The organism is Pseudomonas sp. A-B-19 (assembly GCF_019947515.1).
Lineage (GTDB): Bacteria > Pseudomonadota > Gammaproteobacteria > Pseudomonadales > Pseudomonadaceae > Aquipseudomonas.
In genome coordinates this window covers 38,359-62,241 of the sequence record NZ_JAGYGN010000035.1, presented here as the reverse complement: position 1 = coordinate 62,241, position 23,883 = coordinate 38,359, and the positions used below count along the sequence as shown (strand labels likewise).

Annotated in this window: 21 protein-coding genes; 7 read left to right on the top strand and 14 right to left on the bottom strand. The window is 60.3% G+C overall.

Annotated elements, in window-relative coordinates; genetic code table 11:
- Positions 1 to 179: 179 nt before the first annotated feature.
- From KGA81_RS26985 to KGA81_RS26965, 5 genes are all read right to left on the bottom strand, one after another.
- Positions 180 to 581, bottom strand: a complete 402-nt coding sequence (locus KGA81_RS26985) for an ExbD/TolR family protein (protein ID WP_003220570.1) — start codon at positions 579 to 581, stop codon at positions 180 to 182.
- A gap of 1 nt (position 582) precedes the next feature.
- Positions 583 to 1,308: a MotA/TolQ/ExbB proton channel family protein gene (locus tag KGA81_RS26980; protein WP_223550169.1), complete on the bottom strand. Its 726-nt coding sequence runs from the start codon at positions 1,306 to 1,308 to the stop codon at positions 583 to 585.
- 44 nt (positions 1,309 to 1,352) lie between these two features.
- Positions 1,353 to 2,162 carry an energy transducer TonB gene (locus tag KGA81_RS26975; protein ID WP_223550167.1) on the bottom strand — a complete coding sequence of 270 codons (810 nt, stop codon included), beginning with the start codon at positions 2,160 to 2,162 and terminating at the stop codon, positions 1,353 to 1,355.
- A gap of 16 nt (positions 2,163 to 2,178) precedes the next feature.
- Positions 2,179 to 4,539: a TonB-dependent receptor gene (locus KGA81_RS26970; RefSeq protein ID WP_223550165.1), complete on the bottom strand. Its 2,361-nt coding sequence runs from the start codon at positions 4,537 to 4,539 to the stop codon at positions 2,179 to 2,181.
- Positions 4,540 to 4,673: 134 nt separating this feature from the next.
- Entirely contained in the window at positions 4,674 to 5,594 is a 921-nt protein-coding gene (locus KGA81_RS26965) for a TauD/TfdA dioxygenase family protein (protein ID WP_223550163.1), read from the bottom strand.
- A 183-nt stretch (positions 5,595 to 5,777) separates the two neighbouring features.
- On the opposite strand from KGA81_RS26965, the gene KGA81_RS26960 reads away from it, so the two are divergent.
- The gene (locus KGA81_RS26960) at positions 5,778 to 6,698 is read left to right on the top strand and encodes a LysR family transcriptional regulator (RefSeq protein WP_223550161.1); all 921 of its coding nucleotides are present in this window, start codon (positions 5,778 to 5,780) and stop codon (positions 6,696 to 6,698) included.
- A gap of 95 nt (positions 6,699 to 6,793) precedes the next feature.
- Here KGA81_RS26960 and KGA81_RS26955 read toward each other — a convergent pair whose 3' ends face one another.
- Entirely contained in the window at positions 6,794 to 7,807 is a 1,014-nt protein-coding gene (locus KGA81_RS26955) for an ABC transporter substrate-binding protein (protein WP_223550159.1), read from the bottom strand.
- Positions 7,808 to 8,210: 403 nt separating this feature from the next.
- Between KGA81_RS26955 and KGA81_RS26950 the strand changes: the two genes are divergently transcribed.
- The 3 genes from KGA81_RS26950 to KGA81_RS26940 are packed head-to-tail and all read left to right on the top strand — an operon-like array spanning position 8,211 to position 12,247.
- On the top strand, positions 8,211 to 9,809 hold the full coding sequence (locus tag KGA81_RS26950) for an ABC transporter permease (protein WP_223550157.1): 1,599 nt from the start codon (positions 8,211 to 8,213) through the stop codon (positions 9,807 to 9,809).
- A complete protein-coding gene (locus KGA81_RS26945; RefSeq protein ID WP_223550155.1) occupies positions 9,806 to 10,621 on the top strand; it encodes an ABC transporter ATP-binding protein in 816 nt (271 codons plus the stop codon). The genes KGA81_RS26950 and KGA81_RS26945 overlap by 4 nt, the downstream gene beginning before the upstream one ends.
- A gap of 15 nt (positions 10,622 to 10,636) precedes the next feature.
- A complete protein-coding gene (locus tag KGA81_RS26940) occupies positions 10,637 to 12,247 on the top strand; it encodes an arylsulfatase (protein WP_223550153.1) in 1,611 nt (536 codons plus the stop codon).
- A 131-nt stretch (positions 12,248 to 12,378) separates the two neighbouring features.
- Here KGA81_RS26940 and KGA81_RS26935 read toward each other — a convergent pair whose 3' ends face one another.
- On the bottom strand, positions 12,379 to 13,452 hold the full coding sequence (locus tag KGA81_RS26935; RefSeq protein ID WP_223550151.1) for a fatty acid desaturase: 1,074 nt from the start codon (positions 13,450 to 13,452) through the stop codon (positions 12,379 to 12,381).
- Positions 13,453 to 13,552: 100 nt separating this feature from the next.
- Here KGA81_RS26935 and KGA81_RS26930 point away from each other — a divergent pair, with 100 nt between their 5' ends.
- Positions 13,553 to 14,557 (top strand): AraC family transcriptional regulator, encoded by a 1,005-nt coding sequence (locus KGA81_RS26930; protein ID WP_223550149.1) that lies wholly within the window; start codon positions 13,553 to 13,555, stop codon positions 14,555 to 14,557.
- A 221-nt stretch (positions 14,558 to 14,778) separates the two neighbouring features.
- Here KGA81_RS26930 and KGA81_RS26925 read toward each other — a convergent pair whose 3' ends face one another.
- Entirely contained in the window at positions 14,779 to 15,465 is a 687-nt protein-coding gene (locus KGA81_RS26925) for a Crp/Fnr family transcriptional regulator (protein ID WP_223550146.1), read from the bottom strand.
- Positions 15,466 to 15,548: 83 nt separating this feature from the next.
- Between KGA81_RS26925 and KGA81_RS26920 the strand changes: the two genes are divergently transcribed.
- Entirely contained in the window at positions 15,549 to 16,073 is a 525-nt protein-coding gene (locus tag KGA81_RS26920) for a DUF962 domain-containing protein (RefSeq protein ID WP_223550144.1), read from the top strand.
- 90 nt (positions 16,074 to 16,163) lie between these two features.
- On the opposite strand, the gene KGA81_RS26915 is transcribed toward KGA81_RS26920, so the two are convergent.
- The 6 genes from KGA81_RS26915 to dibA form a co-directional block, all read right to left on the bottom strand.
- On the bottom strand, positions 16,164 to 17,153 hold the full coding sequence (locus KGA81_RS26915) for a sulfate/molybdate ABC transporter ATP-binding protein (protein WP_223550142.1): 990 nt from the start codon (positions 17,151 to 17,153) through the stop codon (positions 16,164 to 16,166).
- Positions 17,154 to 17,156: 3 nt separating this feature from the next.
- On the bottom strand, positions 17,157 to 18,026 hold the full coding sequence (gene cysW, locus KGA81_RS26910) for a sulfate ABC transporter permease subunit CysW (protein ID WP_008045439.1): 870 nt from the start codon (positions 18,024 to 18,026) through the stop codon (positions 17,157 to 17,159).
- A 13-nt stretch (positions 18,027 to 18,039) separates the two neighbouring features.
- A complete protein-coding gene (gene cysT, locus KGA81_RS26905; RefSeq protein ID WP_223550140.1) occupies positions 18,040 to 18,858 on the bottom strand; it encodes a sulfate ABC transporter permease subunit CysT in 819 nt (272 codons plus the stop codon).
- Between the two features lie 90 nt (positions 18,859 to 18,948).
- Positions 18,949 to 19,962, bottom strand: coding sequence for a sulfate ABC transporter substrate-binding protein (locus KGA81_RS26900; protein WP_223550139.1), 1,014 nt, complete (start codon positions 19,960 to 19,962; stop codon positions 18,949 to 18,951).
- A 144-nt stretch (positions 19,963 to 20,106) separates the two neighbouring features.
- Positions 20,107 to 20,289: a sulfur starvation response protein OscA gene (gene oscA, locus KGA81_RS26895; RefSeq protein ID WP_056726967.1), complete on the bottom strand. Its 183-nt coding sequence runs from the start codon at positions 20,287 to 20,289 to the stop codon at positions 20,107 to 20,109.
- A gap of 286 nt (positions 20,290 to 20,575) precedes the next feature.
- On the bottom strand, positions 20,576 to 22,516 hold the full coding sequence (gene dibA / locus KGA81_RS26890; RefSeq protein ID WP_223550137.1) for a phosphodiesterase DibA: 1,941 nt from the start codon (positions 22,514 to 22,516) through the stop codon (positions 20,576 to 20,578).
- Positions 22,517 to 22,662: 146 nt separating this feature from the next.
- Between dibA and desA the strand changes: the two genes are divergently transcribed.
- On the top strand, positions 22,663 to 23,847 hold the full coding sequence (desA, locus tag KGA81_RS26885; protein WP_223550135.1) for a delta-9 fatty acid desaturase DesA: 1,185 nt from the start codon (positions 22,663 to 22,665) through the stop codon (positions 23,845 to 23,847).
- Positions 23,848 to 23,883 lie beyond the last annotated feature (36 nt).

Genomic DNA, 23,883 nt, shown 5'->3' with positions numbered 1-23,883 from the left:
AAAAGGAAGGAAAGTATTAATATCGCGCATAAGAACGCCGGTTTGTTAGATGTGTTTGCTCGCACGAACATCATCAACCAAATCGGCGTTCTTGTTTCTGTGTTTCCCGGGATTCCGTGAAGAACCTAAAAAAAGGGCCGCACCCTGCCAAGGAGACGGCCCCGAAAAACGAAAATCCGTTAACGCGCGGTAATCACCGACAACTTGGTAATTCCTGCCCGTTCGATCGACGCCATGGCCCGCGCCACTTCGCCGTAATTCACCCCATCGTCCGCCTGCAACTGCACGCGCACCTCGGGATCCTTGGCCTTCGCCGACTTGAGGTTGAACTCCAGCAAGTCCGGTTGTATTTCGTCCTTGTTGATAAACAGTTTGCCGGCACCGTCGATGCTCACCACCAATGGGTCCTTCTGCTCCACCGGCGCCACCGCTTCGGTCTTGGGCAGGTTGATCGGTATCGCGTTGGTCAGCAGCGGTGCGGTGACGATGAACACCACCAGCAACACCAGCATCACATCCACCAGCGGCGTCACGTTGATCTCGCTGAGCACCTCATCAGAGTCTTGCGTGGAGAAGGCCATGTCAGGACGCCTCCTTCACTTTCTGCGCATTGCCCTGGGCTGCCGCCTTGTGCGCCGTCGGGTGGATCAACACACGGAACGAACTCTTCTGCGCCAGGCTGTAGAAGTCGTGGGCGAAGTCATCCAGGTCCGCCGCCGTCAGTTTCAAACGACGCAAAAAATAGTTGTAAACCAGCACCGCCGGCACCGCGACGGCGATCCCTACGCCGGTGGCGACCAATGCAGCGCCAATTGGTCCGGCAACCGTTTCAAGGCTCGCCGAGCCCGCCGCGCTGATGCCTTTCAACGCTTCCATGATTCCCCACACCGTGCCGAACAAACCAATGAACGGCGAGGTGCTGCCAATGCTCGCGACCACTGCCAACCCGGTTTCCAGCGACCGACGCTCGCGCACGATCTGCTGACGCAAGGCACGCTCCAGACGATCCTGATGATTGATCGCCTGGCTCAAGTCCGCCGCCTGCGGCGCCTCGCCCACCTGGATGGCCGCATAACCGGCCTGTGCAACCCGGGCTGCCGCGCCGGGCCGGGTTTCGCTCAGCTCCGCCGCCGAATCCAGGCTCGAAGCGGCCCAGAACTGCTGATGAAACTTTCGATCCTGTGCCTTGAGACGACCGAACTGCACACCCTTGAGCAATGCCAGCCCCCAGGTCGCAACGGAAAAAACCACCAGCAGCCAGATCACCGCGCTTTCGATGGATTCAAGTGGAGATGCCAGTAACGTCATGGTGTATTCCTCGTGTAAACGTTTAGCGCGAAATTGGTTTCGGTTTAATGAATCTTGAAATCGATGGGCACGCTGACCCAGCCGTCCTGGGCGACACCACCCTGCTTGGCCGGCACGAAACTCCAGCGTTTCACCGCGTTCAGCGCGGCTTCATCCAGTGCATCGCGACCGCTGCTTTTCTGAATCTGGATCTCGCCGGGCTTGCCGCTGGCCAGCACCTGCACGCGCAACAACACCGTGCCTTCCCAACCACGACGCTGGGCCAGCGAGGGGTATTCCGGTGCCGGGTTTTTCAAGTAACCGGCGGTGGCCGAGGCTGGTGTCACAGGTGCGGGCGCCGACGGTGCAGGTGGTGCAGGGGCAGCGACAGGCGCTGTCGGTTTCGCTGGCGCGGGTGGTTGTTCAACGGCTTTCGGTGCCGGTTTTGGTAGCGGTTTAGCCACGGGCTTTGGCTTCGGAACTGGTTTAGGTAGCGCAGGTTTTACTGCCAACTCGTCTTCCACGGGCGGTGGCGGCTCAACCACTGGCTGCACCGGTTGCGCAGGCGGAGGCTCGACCACTGGTGGCGCCGGTCGCGAGAACTCGATGGTCATCGGCGGAATCTGCGGTGGCACGATGGGCAGCACGGTGGTCGGCTGCTGATTGACCCAATAAATCACCGCGCCATGCACCAGCAACGCCAGCACTCCGAGCAGGATCGTCTCCCGTCGACTCAAGATGCCCTTGGGCGCGTACTGCAAACGCAACTGGCCCAAGGGCACGCGGTGCGGCCGGCCGAGATCAACCAACTCGCCACCAGGTGCCGGGTGCCTCAACACTTCATACGCACTGGCAGCGGTCTGGACATTGCCCATTGCTGAACCTCCCTTCCTAGAAGTCGTATCGACCGGTCACGCCCAGCGTCCGTGGCGTGCCGAGCAGGCCTTCATAACCGCCGTTGGCAGCCGTCCACAGCGTCGTGTAGTAGGTCTTGTCGAAGGCGTTTTTCAGCCACAGCGAAACGTCCCACTGCCCCTGGTTGAAATCGCCGCGAAGGCCGGTGGACAGGTTGACCACCGCATAACTCGGAATCTGCCCGAAATCGGAATCTTCCACCGTGCCCACCGCTTTGGAGCGGAACGCATAGCTGGCGGTGACGTACTCTTCGAAGCCGTTGCTCAGGTTCCACTTGTATTCGCCATTGGCGTTGCCGATCCATTTCGAAGCGCCCACCACCTGATGCCCGCTGAGGTCGCAGGACGCCGGAGCGCCCGGCGCGAGGCTGACTTCCGGTGGGCAGGGTGCATCCTTGTACGAGAGGTATCTGACGTCGTTGTACGAGCCGTTGATGTTCAGCGTCAGGCCGCGCAACGCAAGCAGGGTGCTTTCGAATTCCACGCCGCGGGAGCGCACAGAGCCGGCGTTGGTCAGGAACTGCACGCGGTTGACTTCGTCGAAGGCGTTGGTCTGATAGCCATTGACCTGGGTCCAGAACACGTTGGCATTCAGTTGCAGGCGACGGTCCCACAGCGTGCTCTTGAAACCGAGCTCGGCGTTGTTGGCTCGCTCGGTGCCGATCAGCAGCGAGTCGGGGCCGGCCACCATCGCCGTGCCGACGGCCAGATTGACCCCGCCGGATTTTTCACCGTGGGACAACGTGGCGTAGGTGAGCAGGTCGTCGGTAAGGCGGTAGCTGAGGTTCAACAGGCCCGAGGGGCTGGAGCTGTACTGGTTCAGATCGCCGGAATCGAAGGCCCCCGCACGAGCGCGTCGTGCCGCGGCCGCCGCACCGGTGACCGCGACACCACCGGCCGGTGCATCACGGGTCACCCTGGCGTTTTTCTCTTCATAGGTGCCGCGCAACCCGGCGGTGAAATCCAGACGTTCAGTCAGGTGCCAGGTGCCTTGGGCGAACAGCGCGAAGCTGTTGGTTTCGATATGACCGTTGCCGACACTGTCGATGTTGTTCAGCGCCCCGTTGGGCGTGCCGTTCCAGATGTCCGCTTGCGGGCCGTAAAAGGTGAAGGATTTGTTGTCCAGGTCGGAACCGAAGTAGTAGGCGCCGAGCACGTAATCGAAGAATCCACCGGTAGGCGACGCCAGGCGAAACTCTTGGGAATACTGCTTATCCTCCACCGACACGCCGGCGTTGTGGAAGACGGATACGTTCAGGCCGTCATCATTGCGCGGGGTGAAGTTCCACCAGCGCCATGAGCTGATGGAGGTCAGGGTGAAGTCGCTCGGCAGTGTCCAGTTAGCCTCGACCGACGTACCGCCCTGGTGCACGGTGACGTGCTGGTCATCGTTCAGGTTGACCTTGCGATGCGTGCCGTCGACCAGTGTCGCGCCCACCGCATCGGCCCGGCGCTGGTAAAGGTTGACGCCATTGATGGTCGGCCCGGTGCTGAACAACACGCGGGTGCCGGCGCTGGAGTCTTCTTCGTTGTAGTCGCCGATCCAGCGCAGATTGAATGATTCGTTGGGCTTGAACAGCAACTGGCCACGGAAGCCATCGCGCGAGCCGCCATTCAAATCGTGGCCGTCGAATTCGTTCTTGATGTCGCCGTCGCTGCGGGTGCGATATGCAGAAAAACGTCCGGCGAGTTCGTCATTCAGCGGGCCGGAAATCGTGCCCTTGGTCTGGAAGTATCCGTCCTCGCCCACCGAAGATTCGATGCTGCGTTCCGGGGTAAAAGTCGGCGCACGGGTGCTGATGTTGATCACGCCCGCCGTGGTGTTCTTGCCGAACAAAGTGCCTTGCGGACCACGCAGCACTTCGAGCTGCTCGATGTCCATCAGGTCGAACACGGCCATGCCCGGCCGACCGAGATAAACATTGTCGATGTACAGCCCGACACTGCCCTCCAGGCCATCGCTGGCCGGGTTGTTGCCCAGGCCACGGATCGACACGCTGGACTGGCGCGCATGCATGTAGGCGACGTTGACGCTGGGCACCAGCTGCTGCAAATCCTGGATGCGATAGACCCGCTGGGTTTCCAGGGTCTGGCCGCTGACCACGCTCATGGGTGTCGGCACATCCTGCGAACTTTCTTCGCGACGGCGGGTGGTTACGGTCACGGTTTCCAGTTGTGCATTGTCGGCCGTGGCGGATTTTGCGGGGGTGGTTTCAGGGGTGGCGCTGTCGGCAGCATAGCCTTGGGTCCAGCCGGCGCTTCCTGCCAATAACAGGGCCAGAGGCAGGCGTTTGAGCCGTTGGGGTGACGACGTTGGGGCGAGGTACAACGGACTCATAAGGCGGGGTTCCCGATCAAAAGAAATGCTTTATTGCTTGCCCGGCCGCCATCGCGAGCAAGCTCGCTCCCACACTGGTCCTGTGAACTCCGAAGACCCCCTGTGGGAGCGAGCTTGCTCGCGATAGCGTCAGCTCAGACGCCGCCGATATCCGGCCCTTTCACCGTCTGGCTGACTTGCCCGTTCACCCCCACCGCCACCTCGCCCTTGAGCGTCACCCGGCGCACCACACGATCCTGAGTCCCGTAGTCATCCACTGCGTAATGCTGGGTGGAGCGGTTGTCCCAGATCGCCACATCGCCCGCCTTCCAGCGCCAGCGCACGATGTTTTCCTGGCGGATCACATGGCTTTGCAGCAAGCCGAACAGGTGCGCCGAATCGGCCTGGGGATAGCCCTTGATGCGTTTGACGAAATGCCCCAGTAACAGGCTCTTCTCACCGCTGACCGGGTGCACGCGGACCACCGGGTGTTCGGTCTCGTAGACGGTCGAGGTGAAGATCTTGCGATAGCGCTCCAGCTTCTCGGCCGAGACGTCCGGCCTGGTGCCTGCGTAGTCGTATTCGTTGCTGTGCACGGCGACCAGTTTGTCGGCCAGCTCACGCAGCTCCGCCGACAACCCATCGTAGGCGGTGGCGGTATTGGCCCACAGGGTGTCGCCGCCGAAAGCCGGGGCCACCACCGAGCGCAGGATCGAGGCTTTGGGGTAGGCCTCGACGAAAGTCACGTCGGTATGCCAGGAGCTGGCTCGCTGGCCCTCGGCACCGTCCAGCTCCAGTAAAAAACGCGTGCCTTCGCGCACCGGTACGGTCGGGTGCGCCACCGGTTCGCCGAGCAGGTGGGCGAACGCCTCCTGGCGCTGATCGTCGAGCTGGGTCTGCTCGCGGAAGAAGATCACTTTGTATTGCACCAGTGCCTGTTGAATGGCTTCGACGGTGGCGGCATCCAGCTCGCCCGAAAGCTGTACCCCACGGATTTCGGCACCGATGCGACCGGCCACCGGGTGGATTTCAAGCGCGTGAACAGCGGGTTGTACTGCGAAAGCGGCATTGCTCATGGGTAGACCCTCATCAGACTGCTTGCGGTTGAACCGGCCACGAAACACTGCTCTATCTATATTCAATTTAGATCTAATAGATATCTACATGCTTCGTTGACGGAATAAGAGGTTGCATTTAAAACCTCAGTCAACCCTCGTCGCAAATGCCTTCGAGCTATTTTTAGGATGCCGGAAAAGCATATGGATCTTCGCCAGTTGCGTTACTTCATCGCCCTCGACGAACACCGCAGTTTCGTGCGCGCGGCCGAGGCCATGGGCATTACCCAGCCTGCCTTCAGCCGCAGCATTCAGGGGCTGGAGCACGAGTTCGGCTGCGTCCTGGTGGACCGTGGCAGCAAGGATTTGCGCCCCACCCCCGAAGGCCTGGTGGTGCTGCAACATGCCCGCAGCCTGGTGCAAGGCGCGGCCCTCTTGAATGCCGAAGTGACACAGATGACCAAGCTCGATGCCGGCGAACTGCGCTTCGGTTGCGGCCCGGCACCGGCGGTGAAACTGGTGCCGGATGCAGTGGCGCAATTCATCAACGCACACCCGAAAGTGCGCACCTGTTTCGAGGTGGATAACTGGGAAAAACTCAGCCGCGCCCTGAGCCGTGAAGAGATCGAATTCTTCATCGCCGACATCCGCCATTTCGAGTCCGATCCGAACTTCCAGACCCAGGCTTTGACACCCAAGCGCGGCGTGTTTTTCTGCCGGCCAGGGCACCCGCTGCTGGCCAAGGAGAGCCTGTCGACCAACGACATGTTCGATTACCCGCTGGCGACCACGATGATCCCGCCAGGCATTCGCAAACTGCTGGCGAACCTCAGTGGCCGAGTGGATTTTTCGCCGAGCATCGAGACCGAGCATTTCCCGGCGCTGGTGAAAGTGGTGCTGCAATCGAATGCGATTGGCGTCGGCACGGAGGAGGCGTTTATCGAGGACATTGCCCAGGGTTCGCTGGTGCTACTGCATTGGCGCAACTTGCCGCAGAACATCGAGAGCATGAATGCGCGGTGCGGGATCGTCAGTCGCACCGGGTTCAGGCTGTCGCCGGCGGCGCGGGCGATGATCGAGACGTTGGTGGCGGTGGACAGGCAGCAGATGGCCGTTGCGGTTTGATGGCCTCTTCGCTGACAAGCCAGCTCCTACAGGATATATGGAGTCTTCGTAGGAGCTGGCTTGCCAGCGAAGGCGTCCTCAAGATCACTGGATTTTCAGAGCCTGGCAGCAGCCAACTCCGGCGCCACCCAGTCGCTCACCTTGAACGACTTGCGAATCAGCTTCTGCTGCGAAGCCAGATCCACTGCATCCTGCAACTTGCCAAGGAACACCGGGTCAAGTGTCGAGGGGAAAACCTCACTCAGCTTCTGATCTTTTAGATCCTGACTGAGGATCACCGCCGGATAACTCGCCAGCCCCGACACCAGCTGAATGTAGGCGTCCTTGTTGCTGTCCTGGGTCAGCCACTCCACGGCCTGCTGTTGGGCCTTGAGCAGTTTCGCCACCGCGTCCGGATGCGCATCGACAAACTTCCCGCTCCCTATCAGCACCGCCTGCACGCTGCCGGCGCCACCCAGATCCTTGGTGCTCAGCGGCAACTCGGCAAGCCCCTTGGCTTGCAATGCCGTCAGCCCGGAACCGCCCCATGACGCATCGATCTGCTTCGCCGCCAGCGCTGCGACCGCCGCGTTGAAGTCGAGGTTGATGACTTTCACATCCTTCTCGCTCAACCCCTGGCTGGCCAGCGCCGCATCGAAGGACAACTGGCTGGCGGTGCCACGGAAGATCGCCACGCGTTTGCCCTTGAGGTCTTGCAGGGTCTTGATCCCCGAACCTGGCACCACCCCGAGGTAATGCTTGACCCCTCGCGCCGAGGCACTGAGCAGTCGCGTATCCAGTCCATTGGACTTGCCGATGATGGCCGCCAGATCGCCGAGGTAAGCCAGGTCAACCTGACCGTTGGCGAACGCCTCGTTGATCACCGGGCCGGCGCCCTTGAAGAAGCTCCACTGAATCTTGATGCCCTGATCGGCGAAAGCCTTTTCGAAGATCTGTTGATCACGCAGCACATCCACGACACCGCCACCTGAGTGCTGGGTACCGGCACTCAGGTCCGGCACGGCGATGCGGATTTCCTTGAGCTCAGTGGCGTTGGCCGTGAAAGCCAGCAGGCCCGCCAAGGCCGGTGCGGCGAACAGACTGATGACACGTTTGAAAGGAAGGTTCATGGGTGCGGCTCCTTGGGGCAACGGGCGTTGAGGAACCGAAAGTAGGTCGAAGTTGAACCAACACTTAAATACTATAAATTCACATTTTTAGACCATTTAGATCTATATCAATGCTTCCGGGCCTCTTGGCCAGGTATGCAGGAACGGCATCGAAAATATTCTTCGAAGGCATTGGATGCGGAGGCTTAGGGAGGCCATAAATGGCTTCTCTTATCTCTAAATAGTATTGATTTGAATTTTTATAGATCAATTTTGCATACGCCTTGTACCCCTGTGGGAGCGAGCTTGCTCGCGATGGCGGTGTCTCATCCAGCACATAAGCCGCCTGACACGCCCTCATCGCGAGCAAGCTCGCTCCCACAAAAAGCAGGCTTGCATTGCAACCCGACAACGGAGGTCACCCATGGCCCGTATTTCTCTTCTCAGCCTACCTCTTGCCGCACCACCGCTTAACGGCAAGTTGCTGTGGCCACGGCTGGGCCAGCGGTTGCTACCGTGGTTATTGCCAGTCGGTTTGTTTTCGCTCTGGTGGCTCGCCAGCCGCTATCACTGGATGAGTGAGCAGATCCTGCCGGCGCCGACCCTGGTCTGGAACAGCGCGCTGGAATTGTTCCAAGGTGAGTTGTGGAGCCATTTGTGGATCAGCCTGCAACGCTTGTTCTGGGGGCTGCTGGCCGGGATCGGCACTGGCGCGGTTTTGGGTGCGGCACTGGGTTTCAGTCGTCGACTGGAGCGTCTGGTATTTCCAATCTTCGCCGGGTTGGCGCAAGTCCCGACCCTGGCCTGGATTCCGTTGTTCATGGTGTTTTTCGGCATCGGTGAGGTGCTGAAACTGGTGGTGCTGATCAAGGCCATCGTGGTGCCGGTGACCCTGCATACACTGGTCGGCGTGCGCGATGCACAACCCAGGCTGCGCGAGGCCGCCGCCGTGTTGCGCCTGCCCAGGCATCTGTTGATCCGACGCCTGGTGCTGCCTGCTGCACTACCGGCCTTCATGGCCGGTGTGCGCCTTGCGTTGGCTGCCGGCTGGACCTCGCTACTGGCTGTCGAACTGCTCGCGTCCAGCGAAGGCATCGGATACCTGATGGTCTGGGCGCGGCAGCTGTTCATGCTCGACATCGTGTTCGTGTGCATTGTGGTGATCGGCTTGATCGGCGTGGCGATGGATCGCGGTATCGGTCTGCTGGACAGGAAACTGGTGCATTGGCCGCACCCGGCCACCGCCGAAATCCGTCGTGGGCCACGCTATCAAGGTTGGCAACGCCTGCAACCGTGGCTGCTGCCATTGGCGCTTCTGGCGTTGTGGCAACTGACTTCGGATCAGCAGTGGATTGACCCGAACATTCTGGTCAGCCCGCTGGCCGTCCTGCAGACCACAAAGGATGGATTGCTCGACGGCACACTGCTTGGCGGCATGGCCCTGAGCCTGGGCCGAACCCTTGGCGGATTGCTGCTCGGCGGCGGGCTCGGGTTTGCCTTGGGGTTGCTGCTGGGGTTGTCGCACACCAGTGAACGCGTGCTCGGCCCAACCCTCGCCGCCATCCGCCAGATCGCCATTTTCGCCTGGGTGCCGCTGCTCACTGCCTGGTTCGGTCTGGGGGAATTGACCAAGTGGGTGTTCGTTGCCCTCGCCGCCTTTTTCCCGTTGTTCATCGCCACCCAACGCAGCGTCGCCCACCTGTCACCGCAACTGAACGAGGCCGCGCAAGTATTGCGCCTGAATCTGCGTCAGCGTCTCGGTCGACTGGTGCTGCCGGGCGCGGCGCCGGGAATTTTCGCCGGACTCCGGCTGAGCCTGATCTACGCCTGGCTTGGCACCATCGGCGCCGAATATTTCATGCCGTCCAACGGCGGCATCGGCAGCCAGATGATCGGTGCCCAGCAACTGCTGCGCATGGACCTGATCATGGCCGGCATGCTGCTGGTGGGCCTGACCGGCGCCCTGCTCAACCTCATTGGCCAACGCCTGGAAATCCGCGCCACTCGCTGGAGACACGCATGAACGCACCGATTGTCAGCTTCAATCACGTAGGCAAAAGCTTTGATGTCGACGGCTTCACACTTGAGGCCATTCGCGAATTCAACCTGGACATCGTCGAGGGTGAGTTCGTCGCCATCGTCGGTTCCAGCGGTTGCGGCAAATCCACTTTGCTGCGGTTGCTGGTGGGCCTCGACACGCAGTTTCGCGGGCAGATCCGCGTCGACGGTAAAGCCGTCACCGGCATCGGCGGCGAGCGCGGCATCGTCTTTCAGGAGCACCGCTTGTTCCCGTGGCTGAGCGTGGCCGACAACATCGGCCTGGGCCTGGTCAATGAGCCACTGAGCGCTGCACAAAAGCACAAGCGCATCGCTGATTTCATCGAACTGGTGGGCCTCGGCGACTTCGCCCGCGCCTATCCGCATCAGCTCTCCGGCGGCATGGCGCAGCGCGTGGCGATTGCTCGCGGCCTGGTGGCCAGCCCGCGAATTCTGCTGCTGGACGAGCCCTTCGGCGCCCTCGATGCACTGACACGCCAGCAGATGCAGGACGAACTGCTGGCGATCCGCGCCCGGGCAAAAATCACCACCGTGCTGGTCACCCATGATGTCGAGGAAGCGATCTTTCTCGCCGACCGCGTAGTAGTGATGGAACCGCGCCCCGGCCGCATCAAGCAAGTGGTCGAGATTGCCCTGCCCCATCCGCGCCAGCGCAGCAGCTTCGACTTCCACCAACTGCGCGAAGAACTGCTTCACGAACTCACCAGCGACGATCACTACCAGCCCCCTGTGCCGGTACAGGTCCGTGATTTGCCGCTGTCCTTCATTGCCTACTGAAAAAGGAAATGCCTGATGCCGCAACGTCCCAATTTTTTAGTGATCCTGGCCGATGACCTGGGCTTTTCCGACCTCGGCGCCTTCGGTGGTGAAATCCATACACCGAACCTCGATGCACTGGCCAACAATGGTTTGCGCCTGACCGACTTTCACACCGCACCAACCTGCTCACCGACCCGGTCGATGTTGCTCACCGGCACCGATCACCACATCGCCGGCATCGGCACCATGGCCGAAGCATTGACCCCGGACCTGATCGGCAAACCGGGTTACGAAGGGCACCTGAACGATCGCGTGGTCGCCCTGCCCGAGCTGCTGCACGAGGCCGGCTACCAGACCTTGATGAGCGGTAAATGGCACCTGGGCCTGACCGCAGAACTGGCGCCTCACGCCCGGGGTTTCGAGCGGTCGTTTTCGCTGTTGCCCGGCGCGGCTAACCATTACGGCTTCGAGCCGACCTACGATGAAACGACGCCACGGCTGCTGAAATCCACCCCGGCGCTGTACATCGAAGACGACCAATTCATCGACGAACTGCCCAAGGATTTTTATTCTTCCGATGCCTTCGGCGACAAGCTGCTGCAATACCTCAAGGAGCGCGACCAAACCCGGCCGTTCTTCGCTTATCTGCCTTTTTCCGCACCGCACTGGCCGTTGCAGGCGCCGGCAGAGGTGGTGGAAAAATACCGCGGGCGCTATGACGCTGGCCCTGAAGCACTGCGAATCGAGCGCCTGGAAAAACTCAAAAAACTGGGGCTGATCGAGGCCGATGTCGAGCCCCATCCGTTGATCCAGTTGACCGCACAATGGGATGCCTTGAGCGATGAGCAACGGCAGATCTCCGCAAGGGCCATGGAGGTGTATGCAGCGATGGTCGAACGCATGGACTGGAACATAGGCCGCGTCGTCGATTACCTGCGCCAACAAGGACAACTGGACAACACCTTCATCCTGTTCATGTCCGACAACGGAGCCGAAGGCGCACTGCTCGAAGCCTTCCCGAAATTCGGCCCGCAGTTGCTGACCTATCTCAATCAGCATTACGACAACAGCCTGGACAACATCGGCCGCGCCAATTCCTACGTCTGGTATGGGCCGAACTGGGCGCAAGTGGCGACCGCGCCATCGCGGCTGTTCAAGGCCTTCACCACCGAAGGCGGGATTCGCGTGCCGGCGCTTGTGCATTATCCGCAGCTGCCGCTCAAGGGGCAGATCAGCCACGGTTTCGGCACCGTGATGGACATCACGCCGACCATTCTCGACCTCGCCGGTGTGCGCCATCCGGGCAAGCAGTGGCATGGCAAACCCGTGGCGCAAATCCGCGGTAAATCGTGGCTGGGGTTTCTGTCGGGCGAGACAGCGCAGGTGCATGACGAGCACACCGTGACCGGGTGGGAATTGTTCGGACGACGGGCCATTCGACAGGGGCAATGGAAGGCGGTGTACATCCCGGGACCGGTCGGGCCGGCGACCTGGCAGCTGTATGACCTGGGCAATGATCCGGGGGAGATTCATGACCTGGCGTCGAGCCAACCGCAGAAGCTTGGTGCCTTGATCGGGCATTGGCAGCGGTATGTGGATGAGACTGGGGTGATATTGAGTGAGTCGCCGTTTCAGCCGGATTAGTACTGCCTGAACTATCGCCTTCGCTGGCAAGCCAGCTCCTACAGTAATTTGTGGCAAACACAAATTTTGTGTTCAACGCACATCCACTGTAGGAGCTGGCTTGCCAGCGAAGAGGCCCTTACAGACAACCCTTAAGCCTGGGCTGTACGCACCTTCTCCCCGACCACTTCTTCCCTGCGCTCAAACCGGTTAGCCCGCGCAAACGTGCCGAAATCATTGAACCGCAGGCCCATCTCGCGCATCACCTTGTGCCCCACCGGCACGGTCAACTGGCGGATGTAGAACGGTTCTTTCACCACAAAGTGATGGATGCCGTGGCTGCTGCCGAAATTGAAGCAGAACGCCTGCAACGGCCACAGCCACCATGCGTTCAGCACCTGGGTCTGCTGCATCACGTTGCCCGGTTCCACGTCACCGTAGTAGTGCATGTTCGAGCTGATGAAGTGCAGGCAGAACGTGCGCAACACATTCGGGCCGATGATCACCACCGCCGCGATGTCTACCACCTGCATCACCGACAACGTGGTCGCCGACCACTCGATGGGAGCCCCCATCAGATGCGCAATGCCGTTCGCTGCGTGGAAGCCGAGAAACACGTACCACGCGCCCCAATGCATCAGCGCCAGCGGTGCGTAGACCTTCAGCGTGCGCTGGACGATGCTGATCTTTTGCGCCCAGGCCTTGGCCCGCAGCATGCGGATGAACGACGACATCATGTTGTCGCCAATCATCAAGAATCGCGCGATACCCCATGGCTCGCCATTGGTAATGGCGCGTTCTTCCATGTCGGCTTCGGAGCCCGACACCTTGTGATGATTGAGGTGCAGATGGCGGCGAATCCATGGATTGATGGTGCTCGGCCGCGCCAGCCACACCAGCCCCATCATCAGGTTGTGCGGCACCTTCTGCTTGCGAAAGTACATGCTGTGGATCAGGTCGTGTTCCAGTTCATGGGTCAGCGAGGCGAAAAACGCGTTGAGTAGCAGGCATGCCCACCACGCCATGTGCCCCGTCATGTAGAGCGCCGCAGAACCAACCATACCGGCGATGGCAACGGTCAGGATGCCTGCGCCCATGGCGTCCTGATGCTTGAGAATCGGGTATTGCTCGCGCAGCTCGACGCCTCTGGCCAGCACCACTTCACGGATATGAGCTGATCGTTGGGCTGCATTCAGTCGTTGGGGGCTTGCAGAAGTACCGTCCATGCTTCCATCCTCTGATTATCGATGGTTGCATCCTGCCTTGCGAACCCTCGCAATGCGGTAGCCGAGAACGCCAACCTGTTGACCGGAAGCGCCAATCAGCATGACTGAACCGACCTCCCTCGCCAGCTGGACTCGCGCGCTGCGCAAGCAACTCGATGCCCTGGGCATCGATAGCACCGCCCTGTGCCAGCAAGCTGGCCTCGACCCAAATTTGATGGACGACCCGAACGCGCGCTACCCGCTGTCGGGCACCACACACCTGTGGCAATTGGCGGTGCAGGTCAGCGGCGACCCGGCGATCGGTTTGCGGGTTTCGCGTTTCGTCAGCCCGACCACTTTCCATGCGCTGGGTTATGCGCTGGTGGCCAGCGGCAGCCTGCGGGAAGTGTTCGAGCGCATCGTGCGCTATCACCAGGTGGTCAGCGATGCCCTGGAACTGGAACTGACCCGCACCGAAGATCGCTATTGTTTCCGTCTGAAAATCCCCGCTGGCAACCCGGCCCCTGCCTTCGAAGCCATCGATGCGTTCATGGCGATTTACGTGCGCACCTGCCGCAATCGCCTGGGCCGCGACTACGCGCCGCTGGCGACCTACCTGCGCCGCCCGGAGCCGGCGGACGCGCACCAATGGCATAAAGTCTTTCGCTCGCCCCTGCACTTCGGCGCCGACGAGGATCGACTGGAATTCGCCCTCGTCGACTTCGACAGCCATCTGGACGACGCTAACCCGGAGCTGGCCGAACACAACGAAACCGTGCTCAAGCGCACCCTGGCGCAACTCAAGCCGCTGACCTGGGAGCGCAAGGTCCGCGACGCCATTGAAGAACAACTGCCCGAAGGCGAACCCAGCGCCGAACACATCGCCAAGGCCCTGCACCTGAGCCTGCGCAGCCTGCAACGGCACCTGGCCGATGAAGGCTGCCGGTTCGATACGCTACTCAACGAAAGCCGCGAAAACCTCGCGCTGCTGCACTTGCGTGACCCGCAGGTTTCGCTCAGCGAGATCAGTTATCTGCTCGGGTTTGCCGATACCAGCAGCTTCAGCCGTGCGTTCAAGCGCTGGACCGGGATGACGCCGGGGCAGTTTCGGGACGGGTTGCGCTGATTGATTCGCAAGATGAGTTGGCTGATTGGCCCCATCGTCGGAACGCCGCCCGGAGCGGGCCCGCTCTCACAGTTTTTTCGGTGATCACAAATCTCTGATTCACCCAGATCTCCTGTGGGAGCGAGCTTGCTCGCGATAGCGGACGGTCAGTCGACACACCTGGAGACTGACACACCGTCATCGCGAGCAAGCTCGCTCCCACAAGGGATATGCGTCGAGTGTCAGACTGTGGCCAGTTCCCGCAACCGGACAGCATCGAGGATTTCGATTTCGCCGTAACTCAGCCCGATGATCCCCTGCCCCTGCAGCTCCTTGAGGATCTGGTTGGTGGTCTGGCGTGACAGCGACAACATGGCGGCAAGCTGCTCCTGGGGCAGTTGCAGGACACGGCGCGGTGGGGTGGTCTCGCCATAGCCTTCGGCGATCATCAGCAAGCGGTGCGCCAGCCGTGTCGGGGCCGGCAACAGGCTCAGTTGTTCGAGGTTGATGAAGGTCATGCGCAATTTCTGGCTCATCAGCAATGCCAGTTGCCGCCAGTGCTGCGGATACTCGTCGAGCAGCGCCAGCAAGGTGTTCTGAGGAATGTGCAGCAGCGTGCACTGGCCCACGCCGTAGGCATCGTGGGTGCGTGGCTGGCCATCGAACAGGCCGATTTCCCCGAACCAGTGCGACGGTTCCACCAGGCTCAACAAGGCTTCCTTGCCCTGCTCGCTCACGGCGCCGACGCGCACCGTGCCTTCAAGCATCGCGTAGAGGCCACAGGGCGGATCGCCACGCTTGAACAGCCGCTGGCCCGGTGACAAGCGCCGCACCCTGGCCACCGACAGCAAACTATCCTGTAGGGAAACAGGCAAATGGCTGAACCACTGACCACTCATCAGGCGTGGACGCCAGACCTGCATATCCATGAAAACTCCTAGAGATTGTCGCCTGGCTGACAGTGCGGGAAGTGGCCCCGGGGCATGATCGATCACCCCACAGGAGAACAACAATGAAAAGCCTCGTCGACCACCTCAGTCAATACGCCGCCTACCACCGTGACCCACGCAACATCGCCTCGCACTTTATCGGCATTCCACTGATCGTAGTCGCCGTCGCGGTGTTGCTGTCGCGGCCGGAGTGGGCGATGGGGGGCGTGTGGCTGTCACCGGCGGTGCTCGTCTCGCTGGCATCGGCGTGGTTTTACCTGCGCCTGGAATGGCGCCTGGGCGTGTTGATGACGGTGTTGCTCGGGCTGAGTGTCTGGGCCGGTCATGTGCTCGCGCAGCAAAGCACGCTGGTCTGGTTGAGCAGCGGCGTGGCGATGTTCGTGGTCGGTTGGGCGATCCAGTTTGTCGGTCACCACTACGAAGGGCGCAAACCGGCATTTGTCGATGACGTGACCGGGTTGATTGTCGGGCCGTTGTTCGTGGTGGCCGAGCTGGCGTTCCTGCTGGGGATGCGGCATGAGCTCAAAGAGCAGATCGAGGCGCGGGCGGGTGGGGTGCGGGTCAATCCGAAGCGTGCAGCTGCTTAGATAGCAATCGCGAGCAAGCTCGCTCCCACAGTAGATCTATGGCGTACATTGACCCCCTGTGGGAGCGAGCTTGCTCGCGATGCTTTTGCCTTAGATGTTGGCGACTTTCTGCCAGACCTTCGGCTTGAAGAACAGCGTCTCGCCCTTGGCCAACCCGATCAGGCTGTCGTGATCCTTGACCACTTCGGCCTCGATCAGATCGCTCTGCCCTTCGACCTTCAGCGTCACCCGGGTCGTCGCACCCAACGGACGGATATCCCGCACTTCGGCCGCGTGGTGATCCTCCAGTTCATGACGTGACAGCGACACCTCGTGCGGACGGAACAGCACGTGGTTGTCTTCGCCCAGGTGCAGACGGTTCGAATCACCAAGGAAGTGGTAGACGAAATCGCTGGCCGGGTTTTCGTAGACGTCGCCCGGTGAACCGATCTGCTCGATCACACCCTTGTTCATCACCACGATACGGTCGGCGACTTCCATCGCTTCTTCCTGGTCGTGGGTCACGAACACCGAGGTCAGGTTGATGTCTTCGTGCAGGCGCGCCAACCATCGGCGCAGCTCTTTACGGACCTTGGCGTCGAGGGCGCCGAAAGGTTCGTCGAGCAGCAGCACTTTCGGCTCCACTGCCAGCGCCCGGGCCAAGGCAATGCGCTGACGCTGACCGCCGGAGAGCTGTTCCGGGTAGCGATCCGACAGCCAGTCCAGTTGCACCATGTTCAGCAGTTCGTGAACTTTGGTGGCGATCTGGCTTTCGCTCGGGCGCTGGTTTTTCGGCTTCATGCGCAGGCCGAACGCGACGTTGTCGAACACTGTCATGTGGCGGAACAGGGCATAGTGCTGGAACACGAAACCGACGTTGCGATCACGTACGTCGTGGCCGGAAACGTCTTCACCGTGGAACACGATGTTGCCCTGGTCCGGGGTTTCCAGACCGGCGATGATCCGCAGCAGCGTGGTCTTGCCGCAGCCCGACGGACCGAGTAACGCGACGAGTTCGCCGCTCTGGATATCCAGGCTGATGTTGTCCAGCGCCTTGAAGGCATGGAAGTTCTTGCTGACGTTACGCACTTCGATCGACATGAATTATTCCTCCGCGGCGCTGGCGCGCAGGCGGTTGATACGGTTTTCGCTCCACTGCTTGAGCAGCAGGATGAAGAGCGCCAGGATCAGCAACAGGCTCGCCACGGCGAACGCGGCCACGTGGTTGTATTCGTTGTAGAGAATCTCGACGTGCAGCGGCAGGGTGTTGGTCACCCCGCGAATGTGCCCTGACACCACCGACACCGCACCGAACTCCCCCATGGCCCGCGCGGTGCACAACACCACGCCGTAGATCAGGCCCCATTTGATGTTGGGCACGGTGACGTGCCAGAACATCTGCCAGCCGTTGGCCCCGAGCAAACGCGCAGCCTCCTCTTCCTGGGTGCCTTGTTCCTGCATCAGCGGGATCAGCTCCCGCGCCACGAACGGCACGGTAACGAAGATCGTCGCCAGCACGATGCCCGGCAGGGCGAAGACAATCTGGATGTCGTGGTCCTGCAACCAAGGGCCGAACAGACCTTGGGCGCCGAACATCAACACATAGACCAGACCGGCAATCACCGGCGATACCGAGAACGGCAGGTCGATCAAAGTCACCAGCATGCTCTTGCCGCGGAACGAGTACTTGCTCACGCACCACGCCGCGCTGACGCCGAACACCAGGTTCAGCGGCACGGAGATCAGTACGGCGATGACCGTGAGTTTCAGTGCCGACAGCGCGTCCGCCTCAAAGATCGCGGTGAAAAACGCACCGAGGCCGAGCTTCAGGCCCTGGGACACCACGATGAACAGCGGCAGCAGCAGAAACAGCGCAAAAATCAGCCAGCCAAGGCCGATCAGGATTCGCCGCGAAGTCGCGCTGCCACGACGGGCAGCGTTCGAGGAAGCGGCAGCAATGGACGATTGGGACATGGGTGCCGCCTCCTTATGGGGTTTCGATGCGCCGCTGCAACAAGTTGATCAGCAGCAACAGGACGAAGGAAACCACCAGCATCAGTACACCAATGGAGGTCGCGCCGGTGTAATCGTATTGGTCGAGCTTGACCATGATCAGCAGCGGCAGAATCTCGGTTTTCATCGGCATGTTACCGGCAATGAAAATCACCGAACCGTACTCGCCGACCCCGCGGGCAAAGGCCAACGCGAAACCGGTAAGCCATGCCGGCAGCAGTGCCGGCAGCAGGATATGACGGAAAACCTGCAACGGTTTTGCACCCAGGCACGCTGCCGCTTCTTCGACTTCACGGGGGATATCCGCCAATACTGGCTGTACGGTACGTACTACGAATGGAAGTGTCACAAAAGTGAGGGCAAGGGTGATGCCCAAGGGGCTGTATGCGATCTTGAAACCCAGATCCGCTGCAAACTGGCCAACCAGGCCGGTAGGGGTGTACAGCGCCGTCAGCGCAATACCGGCCACTGCCGTGGGCAATGCGAACGGCAGGTCGATCATGGCGTCGATGACTTTGCGCCCCGGGAAGGTATAGCGCACCAATACCCAGGCCAGTAGCGTGCCGATGATGCCGTTGATGATCGCGGCACACAGGGCGGTGCCGAAGCTGAGCTTCAGCGCGGCCAGCACCCGCGGTGCCGAGATGATTGCCCAGAACTGATCCCAGGTGAGTTGAGCGGCGTGCACGAACATCGCCGCCAGTGGTATGAGCACAATCAGGCTGAGGTACACCAAGGTGTAGCCCAGCGTCAGCCCGAAGCCGGGTATGACGGGGGAGATACGACGCGACATAAAAGTCCTTGGTTAAAATTTGTTCAGATCACCGCGATTCATGTAGGAGCGGCGGTGCGCCGCTCCTGCATTTATGCAGCTTAAGCCAGGTTACTGCGCCTGGTAGATCTGATCGAACACCCCGCCGTCATTGAAAAATTTCGGCTGTGCGGCTTTCCAGCCGCCGAAGTCCTTGTCGATGCTCACCAATTCCAGTTTCGGGAACTGCTGGGCGTACCTGGCGGCCACATCCTTGTCACGTGGACGATAGAAGTTCTTCGCCGCGATTTCCTGGCCGACCGGACTGTACAGGTGCTTGAGGTAGGCTTCGGCGATCTGCTCGTTGCCCTTTTTCTCGGCATTCTTGTCGACTACCGCTACGGGTGGCTCGGCGAGGATCGACAGCGAAGGCACGACGATGTCGAATTTTTCGGCACCGCCCTCTTCTTTCAGAGCCAGGAAGGCTTCGTTTTCCCAGGCCAGCAACACGTCGCCCTGACCGTTGTTGACGAAGGTAATGGTCGAACCACGAGCACCGGTATCCAGCACTGGCACGTGTTTGAACAGGGTTTGCACGTATTCCCTGGCCTTGGCTTCGTCGCCGCCATTGGCTTTCAGGCCATAGGCCCAGGCCGCGAGGAAGTTCCAGCGCGCACCGCCGGAGGTTTTCGGGTTCGGTGTGATCACCGAGACGTCATTCTTGACCAGGTCGCCCCAGTCCTTGATGCCTTTGGGGTTGCCCTTGCGCACCAGGAACACGATGGTCGAGGTGTAAGGCGTGCTTGCGTCCGGCAGGCGTTTTTGCCAGTCCGCCGGCAGGGTCTTGCCGAGCTTGGCGATTTCGTCGATGTCACCGGCCAGGGCCAGGGTCACGACGTCGGCACGCAGGCCATCGATCACCGCCCGGCCTTGCTTGCCCGAACCGCCGTGGGATTGCTGGACCTTAACGGTGTCGCCGGCATGATCCTTCTGCCAGAACCTGATGAATTCGGCGTTGTAGTCCTGGTACAGCTCGCGGGTCGGGTCGTACGACACGTTGAGCAGCTCGTAATCCTTGGCTACCGCGGAACCGGCAAAAAGGGCGCTGGCCAGGGCGGCCAAAGCGAAGTGGCGAATCGACGACATGGTGAAAGCTCCTGGAATTCTTGGCTTGTTGGCTTTTTTTATGGATTTCTGGAATCGCGTTGCCGGTTCAAAGATCGCAGCCTTCGGCAGCTCCTACAGGTGATTGCGTGCTTGTGCAGGAGCTGACGCAGGCTGCGATCTTTTTCAGCCCGACTTGTTGCCCGGCTGCTGCAAGCGGAATTTTTCTTTGCGTTCGATCTGCACCACCTGGGCGTTGTGCACGGTGATTTCCACGGCGCCAAAGCGCAGGTCGCGCAGGGCACTCTGGATTTCACGCAGGATGGTGGCTTCGTCTTGACCGTCGACGCTTCGCAGGGATGCGCTCATATTGCTGCTCCTTCAACTGAGAGGTTGCCTCGCAGTGTCGGCACTGCTTGCGGCGTGAGAGCAATACTAGAGAGGTGTTGATATTCTTAAAAAGACTATTTAAGAATGTTTATATAACCAGAAGAGATTAATTGAAGGGACAAGGGCTTGAGGTGAATCACCCTCTTTCAAGCACACAAAAAAACTGTAGGAGCGGGCTTGCCCGCGAAGACGGACTGTCAGGCGACAATGAAGTTGAATGTACCGGCCTCTTCGCGGGCAAGCCCGCTCCTACAGGATTTGTGTATTACCGGGGCAGTGAGGTAACTGTTCCAATCACCGGCGCATGCATCCAATTCAGCTGCGCCGCAGGCACCGGCCGTCCGAACCAGTAACCCTGACCAAAATCACATCCCTGCTCGAGGAGGAAAGCCGCCTGTTCGATCTGCTCGATCCCTTCGGCATGCACCTGCATGCCCATGCTCTGCGCCAGGGCAATGATTACCCGTGAAATCGCCGCATCATCCTCATCCCACGGCAATCCAGCGACGAAGCCCTGGTCGATTTTCAGCTTCTGCACCGGCAGACGCTTGAGTCGCAACAACGATGAATAACCTGTGCCGAAGTCGTCGATGGCCAGGCGCACCCCCAACTCGCGCAGGCGATGCATTTGCTCCAGCGCGACTTCCGGGTCCTCCATCACCGCGCTTTCGGTCACTTCCAGCTCCAGAAACGCCGGATCCAGCCCGGTTTCCCGCAGGACCTGCGCCACCTGCCGATACAACTCACGACGGGCGAACAGGCGCGAAGAAACGTTTACCGCGACGAAGGACAGCGCCACCCCGTCTTGCTGCCACTGGCACATCTGCCGGCACGCCTGCCGCATCACCCAGGCATCGATTTCGGCAATCAGACCGGTTCGCTCGGCGACCGGAATGAATTCCGCCGGCGACACCAATCCCCGCTGCGGGTGCTGCCAACGTACCAGTGCCTCGACGCCAATCAGGCGACTGCTCTTGAGGTCGTGAACCGGCTGGTAATAAACCCGCAGCTCTTGCCGGTTCAGGGCGCGACGCAACTCGGAGGCGATCTCGACCCGTTGCTGGGCGTGGGCCGTCAGCTCTTCGGTGTACAGGGCATAATCATTGCGCCCCGTGCTCTTGGCCTTGAACAGCGCAGAGTCGGCATTACGCAGCAGTTGCTCGATGTTCAAGGCATCGCTGGGGAACAGGCTGATGCCAATGCTGGCGTTGATGAACAACTGATGGTCATCGATAGAGAAGGGTGCTTTGAGGCCGTCGATGATCCGCTGGGCCAACGCAGCGGCCTGAACCAATTGCGGACAGCTTTCGGCGAGTACGGCGAACTCATCCCCACCCAATCGCGCCAGGGTGATGCCCGTGCCGAACATGGCGCCCAGGCGTTCAGCCACCGCCTTGAGCAACTGATCGCCGATGGTGTGCCCAAGGCTGTCGTTGATCATCTTGAAGTGATCGAGATCGATCATCAGCAGCGCGCAGCCACGCTTGTGGACCTGCGCCGAGGCCAGGGCCTGTCCGGTGCGGTCGGTGAATAGCAGGCGGTTCGGCAGGTCGGTCAGCGGATCGTGGTGCGCCAGGCGCATCAGTTCGTGTTCGGAGTCCTTGATTGCACTGATATCGGAAAACACCGCCACGTACTGGCTCGGCTGGCCATTGTCATCATGGATCAGGCGGATCGTCTGCCATTGCGGGTAAATTTCGCCGCTTTTGCGCCGGTTCCAGATTTCCCCACTCCACTCCCCTGTGCGTTCAAGCGTAGCGAACATTGCCTGATAGAAGTCAGATGGATGACGTCCGGACTTGAACATATTGGGGCGCTGTCCGAGCACATCCTCACAACCGTAACCGGTGATTTCCATAAAGGCCCGGTTCACATGGACGATCACGCCTTCCCGATCGGTGACCAGCACGCCTTCGCGGGTACAGTCAAAAACAGCAGCCGCCTGGCGCAGGCGCTCGCGATTGGTATTGCGTTCGTGCAATGTGGCGCCGATCCCCAGACACCGCAGCAGCCGCGCCCGGGCAACGAAGATCAACCCGGTGCTGAACAGCCCCCAAACATAACCGTTGATCAGTTGCCATCGCAGTCGCTCGGCAGAGCTATCGAAGAAACTGTTCAATAAATAGCCACTGATCTGTAGCCAAACCACAGAAAGCAACAGATAGAGCAGCGCTGTGCGCAAGGCATCGCGATAGGTGGCAGACATCCGACGATCCATGTCCCGACAAATAGGAGGGGATTATAGTTTAAAGACACATCCAGCCACTCTTATCTGAAAGGGCGACTGGTTTTCTGTGTGGGCTTAGTGATAATGCAATGGCTGTTTTTTCTTTATCGAGGGCCCTATAGCCTATGTGGTACGAAGGTTTTCTTGGCTTGTCGCCCTGGTCTCTGGTAGCAGTCACCCTGCTGATGACCCACGTCACGATCATTGCCGTCACGGTCTATCTGCATCGTTACTCGGCCCATCGCTCCCTGGAGCTGAATGGTGGCCTTAAACATTTCTTCCGTTTCTGGCTGTGGCTGACCACGGCGCAGAACACCCGCGAGTGGACCGCCATCCATCGCAAGCATCACGCCAAATGCGAAACCGTCGATGACCCGCACAGCCCGGTCATCAAGGGTTTGTCCACGGTGTTGCGCAAAGGCGCCGAGCTGTACCGCGCCGAAGCGGAAAACCCCGAGACGCTGCGTATCTACGGCAAGAACTGCCCCGAAGACTGGATCGAGCGCAACCTCTACAGCCGCTATCCGCTACTGGGCATCGCCATCATGGGCGTTATCGACCTGCTGCTGTTCGGCACCATCGGCATCACCATCTGGGCTATCCAGATGATGTGGATCCCGGTATGGGCCGCCGGCGTGGTCAATGGCCTGGGTCATGCCATCGGCTACCGCAACTTCGAATGCCGCGATGCGGCGACCAACCTGGTGCCGTGGGGCATCCTGATTGGCGGCGAAGAACTGCATAACAACCATCACACCTACCCTAACTCGGCAAAACTGTCGGTGAAGAAGTGGGAATTCGACCTGGGTTGGGCGTGGATTCAAGTCTTCAGTTTCCTGCGCCTGGCCAAGGTTCAACGGGTTGCGCCGATCGCCCATCGCGTCGAAGGCAAGGGCAATCTGGACATGGACACCGCCATGGCGATCCTCAACAACCGCTTCCAGATCATGGCCCAGTACCGAAAACTGGTGATCGGCCCGCTGGTCAAACAAGAGCTGGAAAAGGTCGATCACTCGGTACGTCACCAGTTCCACCGGGCCAAACGCCTGCTTTCGCGGGAGACCAGCCTGCTGGATGACAAACACCATGTACGCATCCAGAACATGCTCGAGCACAGTCAGGCGCTGAAGGTAATTTACGAGAAACGCCTGGCCCTGCAGCAGATCTGGGTCAAGACCAGCTCAAATGGCCACGACATGCTGGCGGCCATCAAGGACTGGGTACACGAAGCCGAAGCCAGCGGGATTCAATCGCTGCGCGACTTCGCCGATCAGTTGAAGACTTACTCCCTGCGCCCTGCCGCTGTCTGATTGCACCTGTGGGAGCGAGCTTGCTCGCTCCCACAT

What these genes read in the sequence shown, in the direction of transcription:
- KGA81_RS26985 (WP_003220570.1), bottom strand. Translation starts at nt 581, where the DNA reads ATGGCCTTCTCCACGCAAGACTCTGATGAGGTGCTCAGCGAGATCAAC.
- KGA81_RS26980 (WP_223550169.1), bottom strand. Translation starts at nt 1,308, where the DNA reads ATGACGTTACTGGCATCTCCACTTGAATCCATCGAAAGCGCGGTGATC.
- KGA81_RS26975 (WP_223550167.1), bottom strand. Translation starts at nt 2,162, where the DNA reads ATGGGCAATGTCCAGACCGCTGCCAGTGCGTATGAAGTGTTGAGGCAC.
- KGA81_RS26970 (WP_223550165.1), bottom strand. Translation starts at nt 4,539, where the DNA reads ATGAGTCCGTTGTACCTCGCCCCAACGTCGTCACCCCAACGGCTCAAA.
- KGA81_RS26965 (WP_223550163.1), bottom strand. Translation starts at nt 5,594, where the DNA reads ATGAGCAATGCCGCTTTCGCAGTACAACCCGCTGTTCACGCGCTTGAA.
- KGA81_RS26960 (WP_223550161.1), top strand. Translation starts at nt 5,778, where the DNA reads ATGGATCTTCGCCAGTTGCGTTACTTCATCGCCCTCGACGAACACCGC.
- KGA81_RS26955 (WP_223550159.1), bottom strand. Translation starts at nt 7,807, where the DNA reads ATGAACCTTCCTTTCAAACGTGTCATCAGTCTGTTCGCCGCACCGGCC.
- KGA81_RS26950 (WP_223550157.1), top strand. Translation starts at nt 8,211, where the DNA reads ATGGCCCGTATTTCTCTTCTCAGCCTACCTCTTGCCGCACCACCGCTT.
- KGA81_RS26945 (WP_223550155.1), top strand. Translation starts at nt 9,806, where the DNA reads ATGAACGCACCGATTGTCAGCTTCAATCACGTAGGCAAAAGCTTTGAT.
- KGA81_RS26940 (WP_223550153.1), top strand. Translation starts at nt 10,637, where the DNA reads ATGCCGCAACGTCCCAATTTTTTAGTGATCCTGGCCGATGACCTGGGC.
- KGA81_RS26935 (WP_223550151.1), bottom strand. Translation starts at nt 13,452, where the DNA reads ATGGACGGTACTTCTGCAAGCCCCCAACGACTGAATGCAGCCCAACGA.
- KGA81_RS26930 (WP_223550149.1), top strand. Translation starts at nt 13,553, where the DNA reads ATGACTGAACCGACCTCCCTCGCCAGCTGGACTCGCGCGCTGCGCAAG.
- KGA81_RS26925 (WP_223550146.1), bottom strand. Translation starts at nt 15,465, where the DNA reads ATGGATATGCAGGTCTGGCGTCCACGCCTGATGAGTGGTCAGTGGTTC.
- KGA81_RS26920 (WP_223550144.1), top strand. Translation starts at nt 15,549, where the DNA reads ATGAAAAGCCTCGTCGACCACCTCAGTCAATACGCCGCCTACCACCGT.
- KGA81_RS26915 (WP_223550142.1), bottom strand. Translation starts at nt 17,153, where the DNA reads ATGTCGATCGAAGTGCGTAACGTCAGCAAGAACTTCCATGCCTTCAAG.
- cysW (WP_008045439.1), bottom strand. Translation starts at nt 18,026, where the DNA reads ATGTCCCAATCGTCCATTGCTGCCGCTTCCTCGAACGCTGCCCGTCGT.
- cysT (WP_223550140.1), bottom strand. Translation starts at nt 18,858, where the DNA reads ATGTCGCGTCGTATCTCCCCCGTCATACCCGGCTTCGGGCTGACGCTG.
- KGA81_RS26900 (WP_223550139.1), bottom strand. Translation starts at nt 19,962, where the DNA reads ATGTCGTCGATTCGCCACTTCGCTTTGGCCGCCCTGGCCAGCGCCCTT.
- oscA (WP_056726967.1), bottom strand. Translation starts at nt 20,289, where the DNA reads ATGAGCGCATCCCTGCGAAGCGTCGACGGTCAAGACGAAGCCACCATC.
- dibA (WP_223550137.1), bottom strand. Translation starts at nt 22,516, where the DNA reads ATGTCTGCCACCTATCGCGATGCCTTGCGCACAGCGCTGCTCTATCTG.
- desA (WP_223550135.1), top strand. Translation starts at nt 22,663, where the DNA reads ATGTGGTACGAAGGTTTTCTTGGCTTGTCGCCCTGGTCTCTGGTAGCA.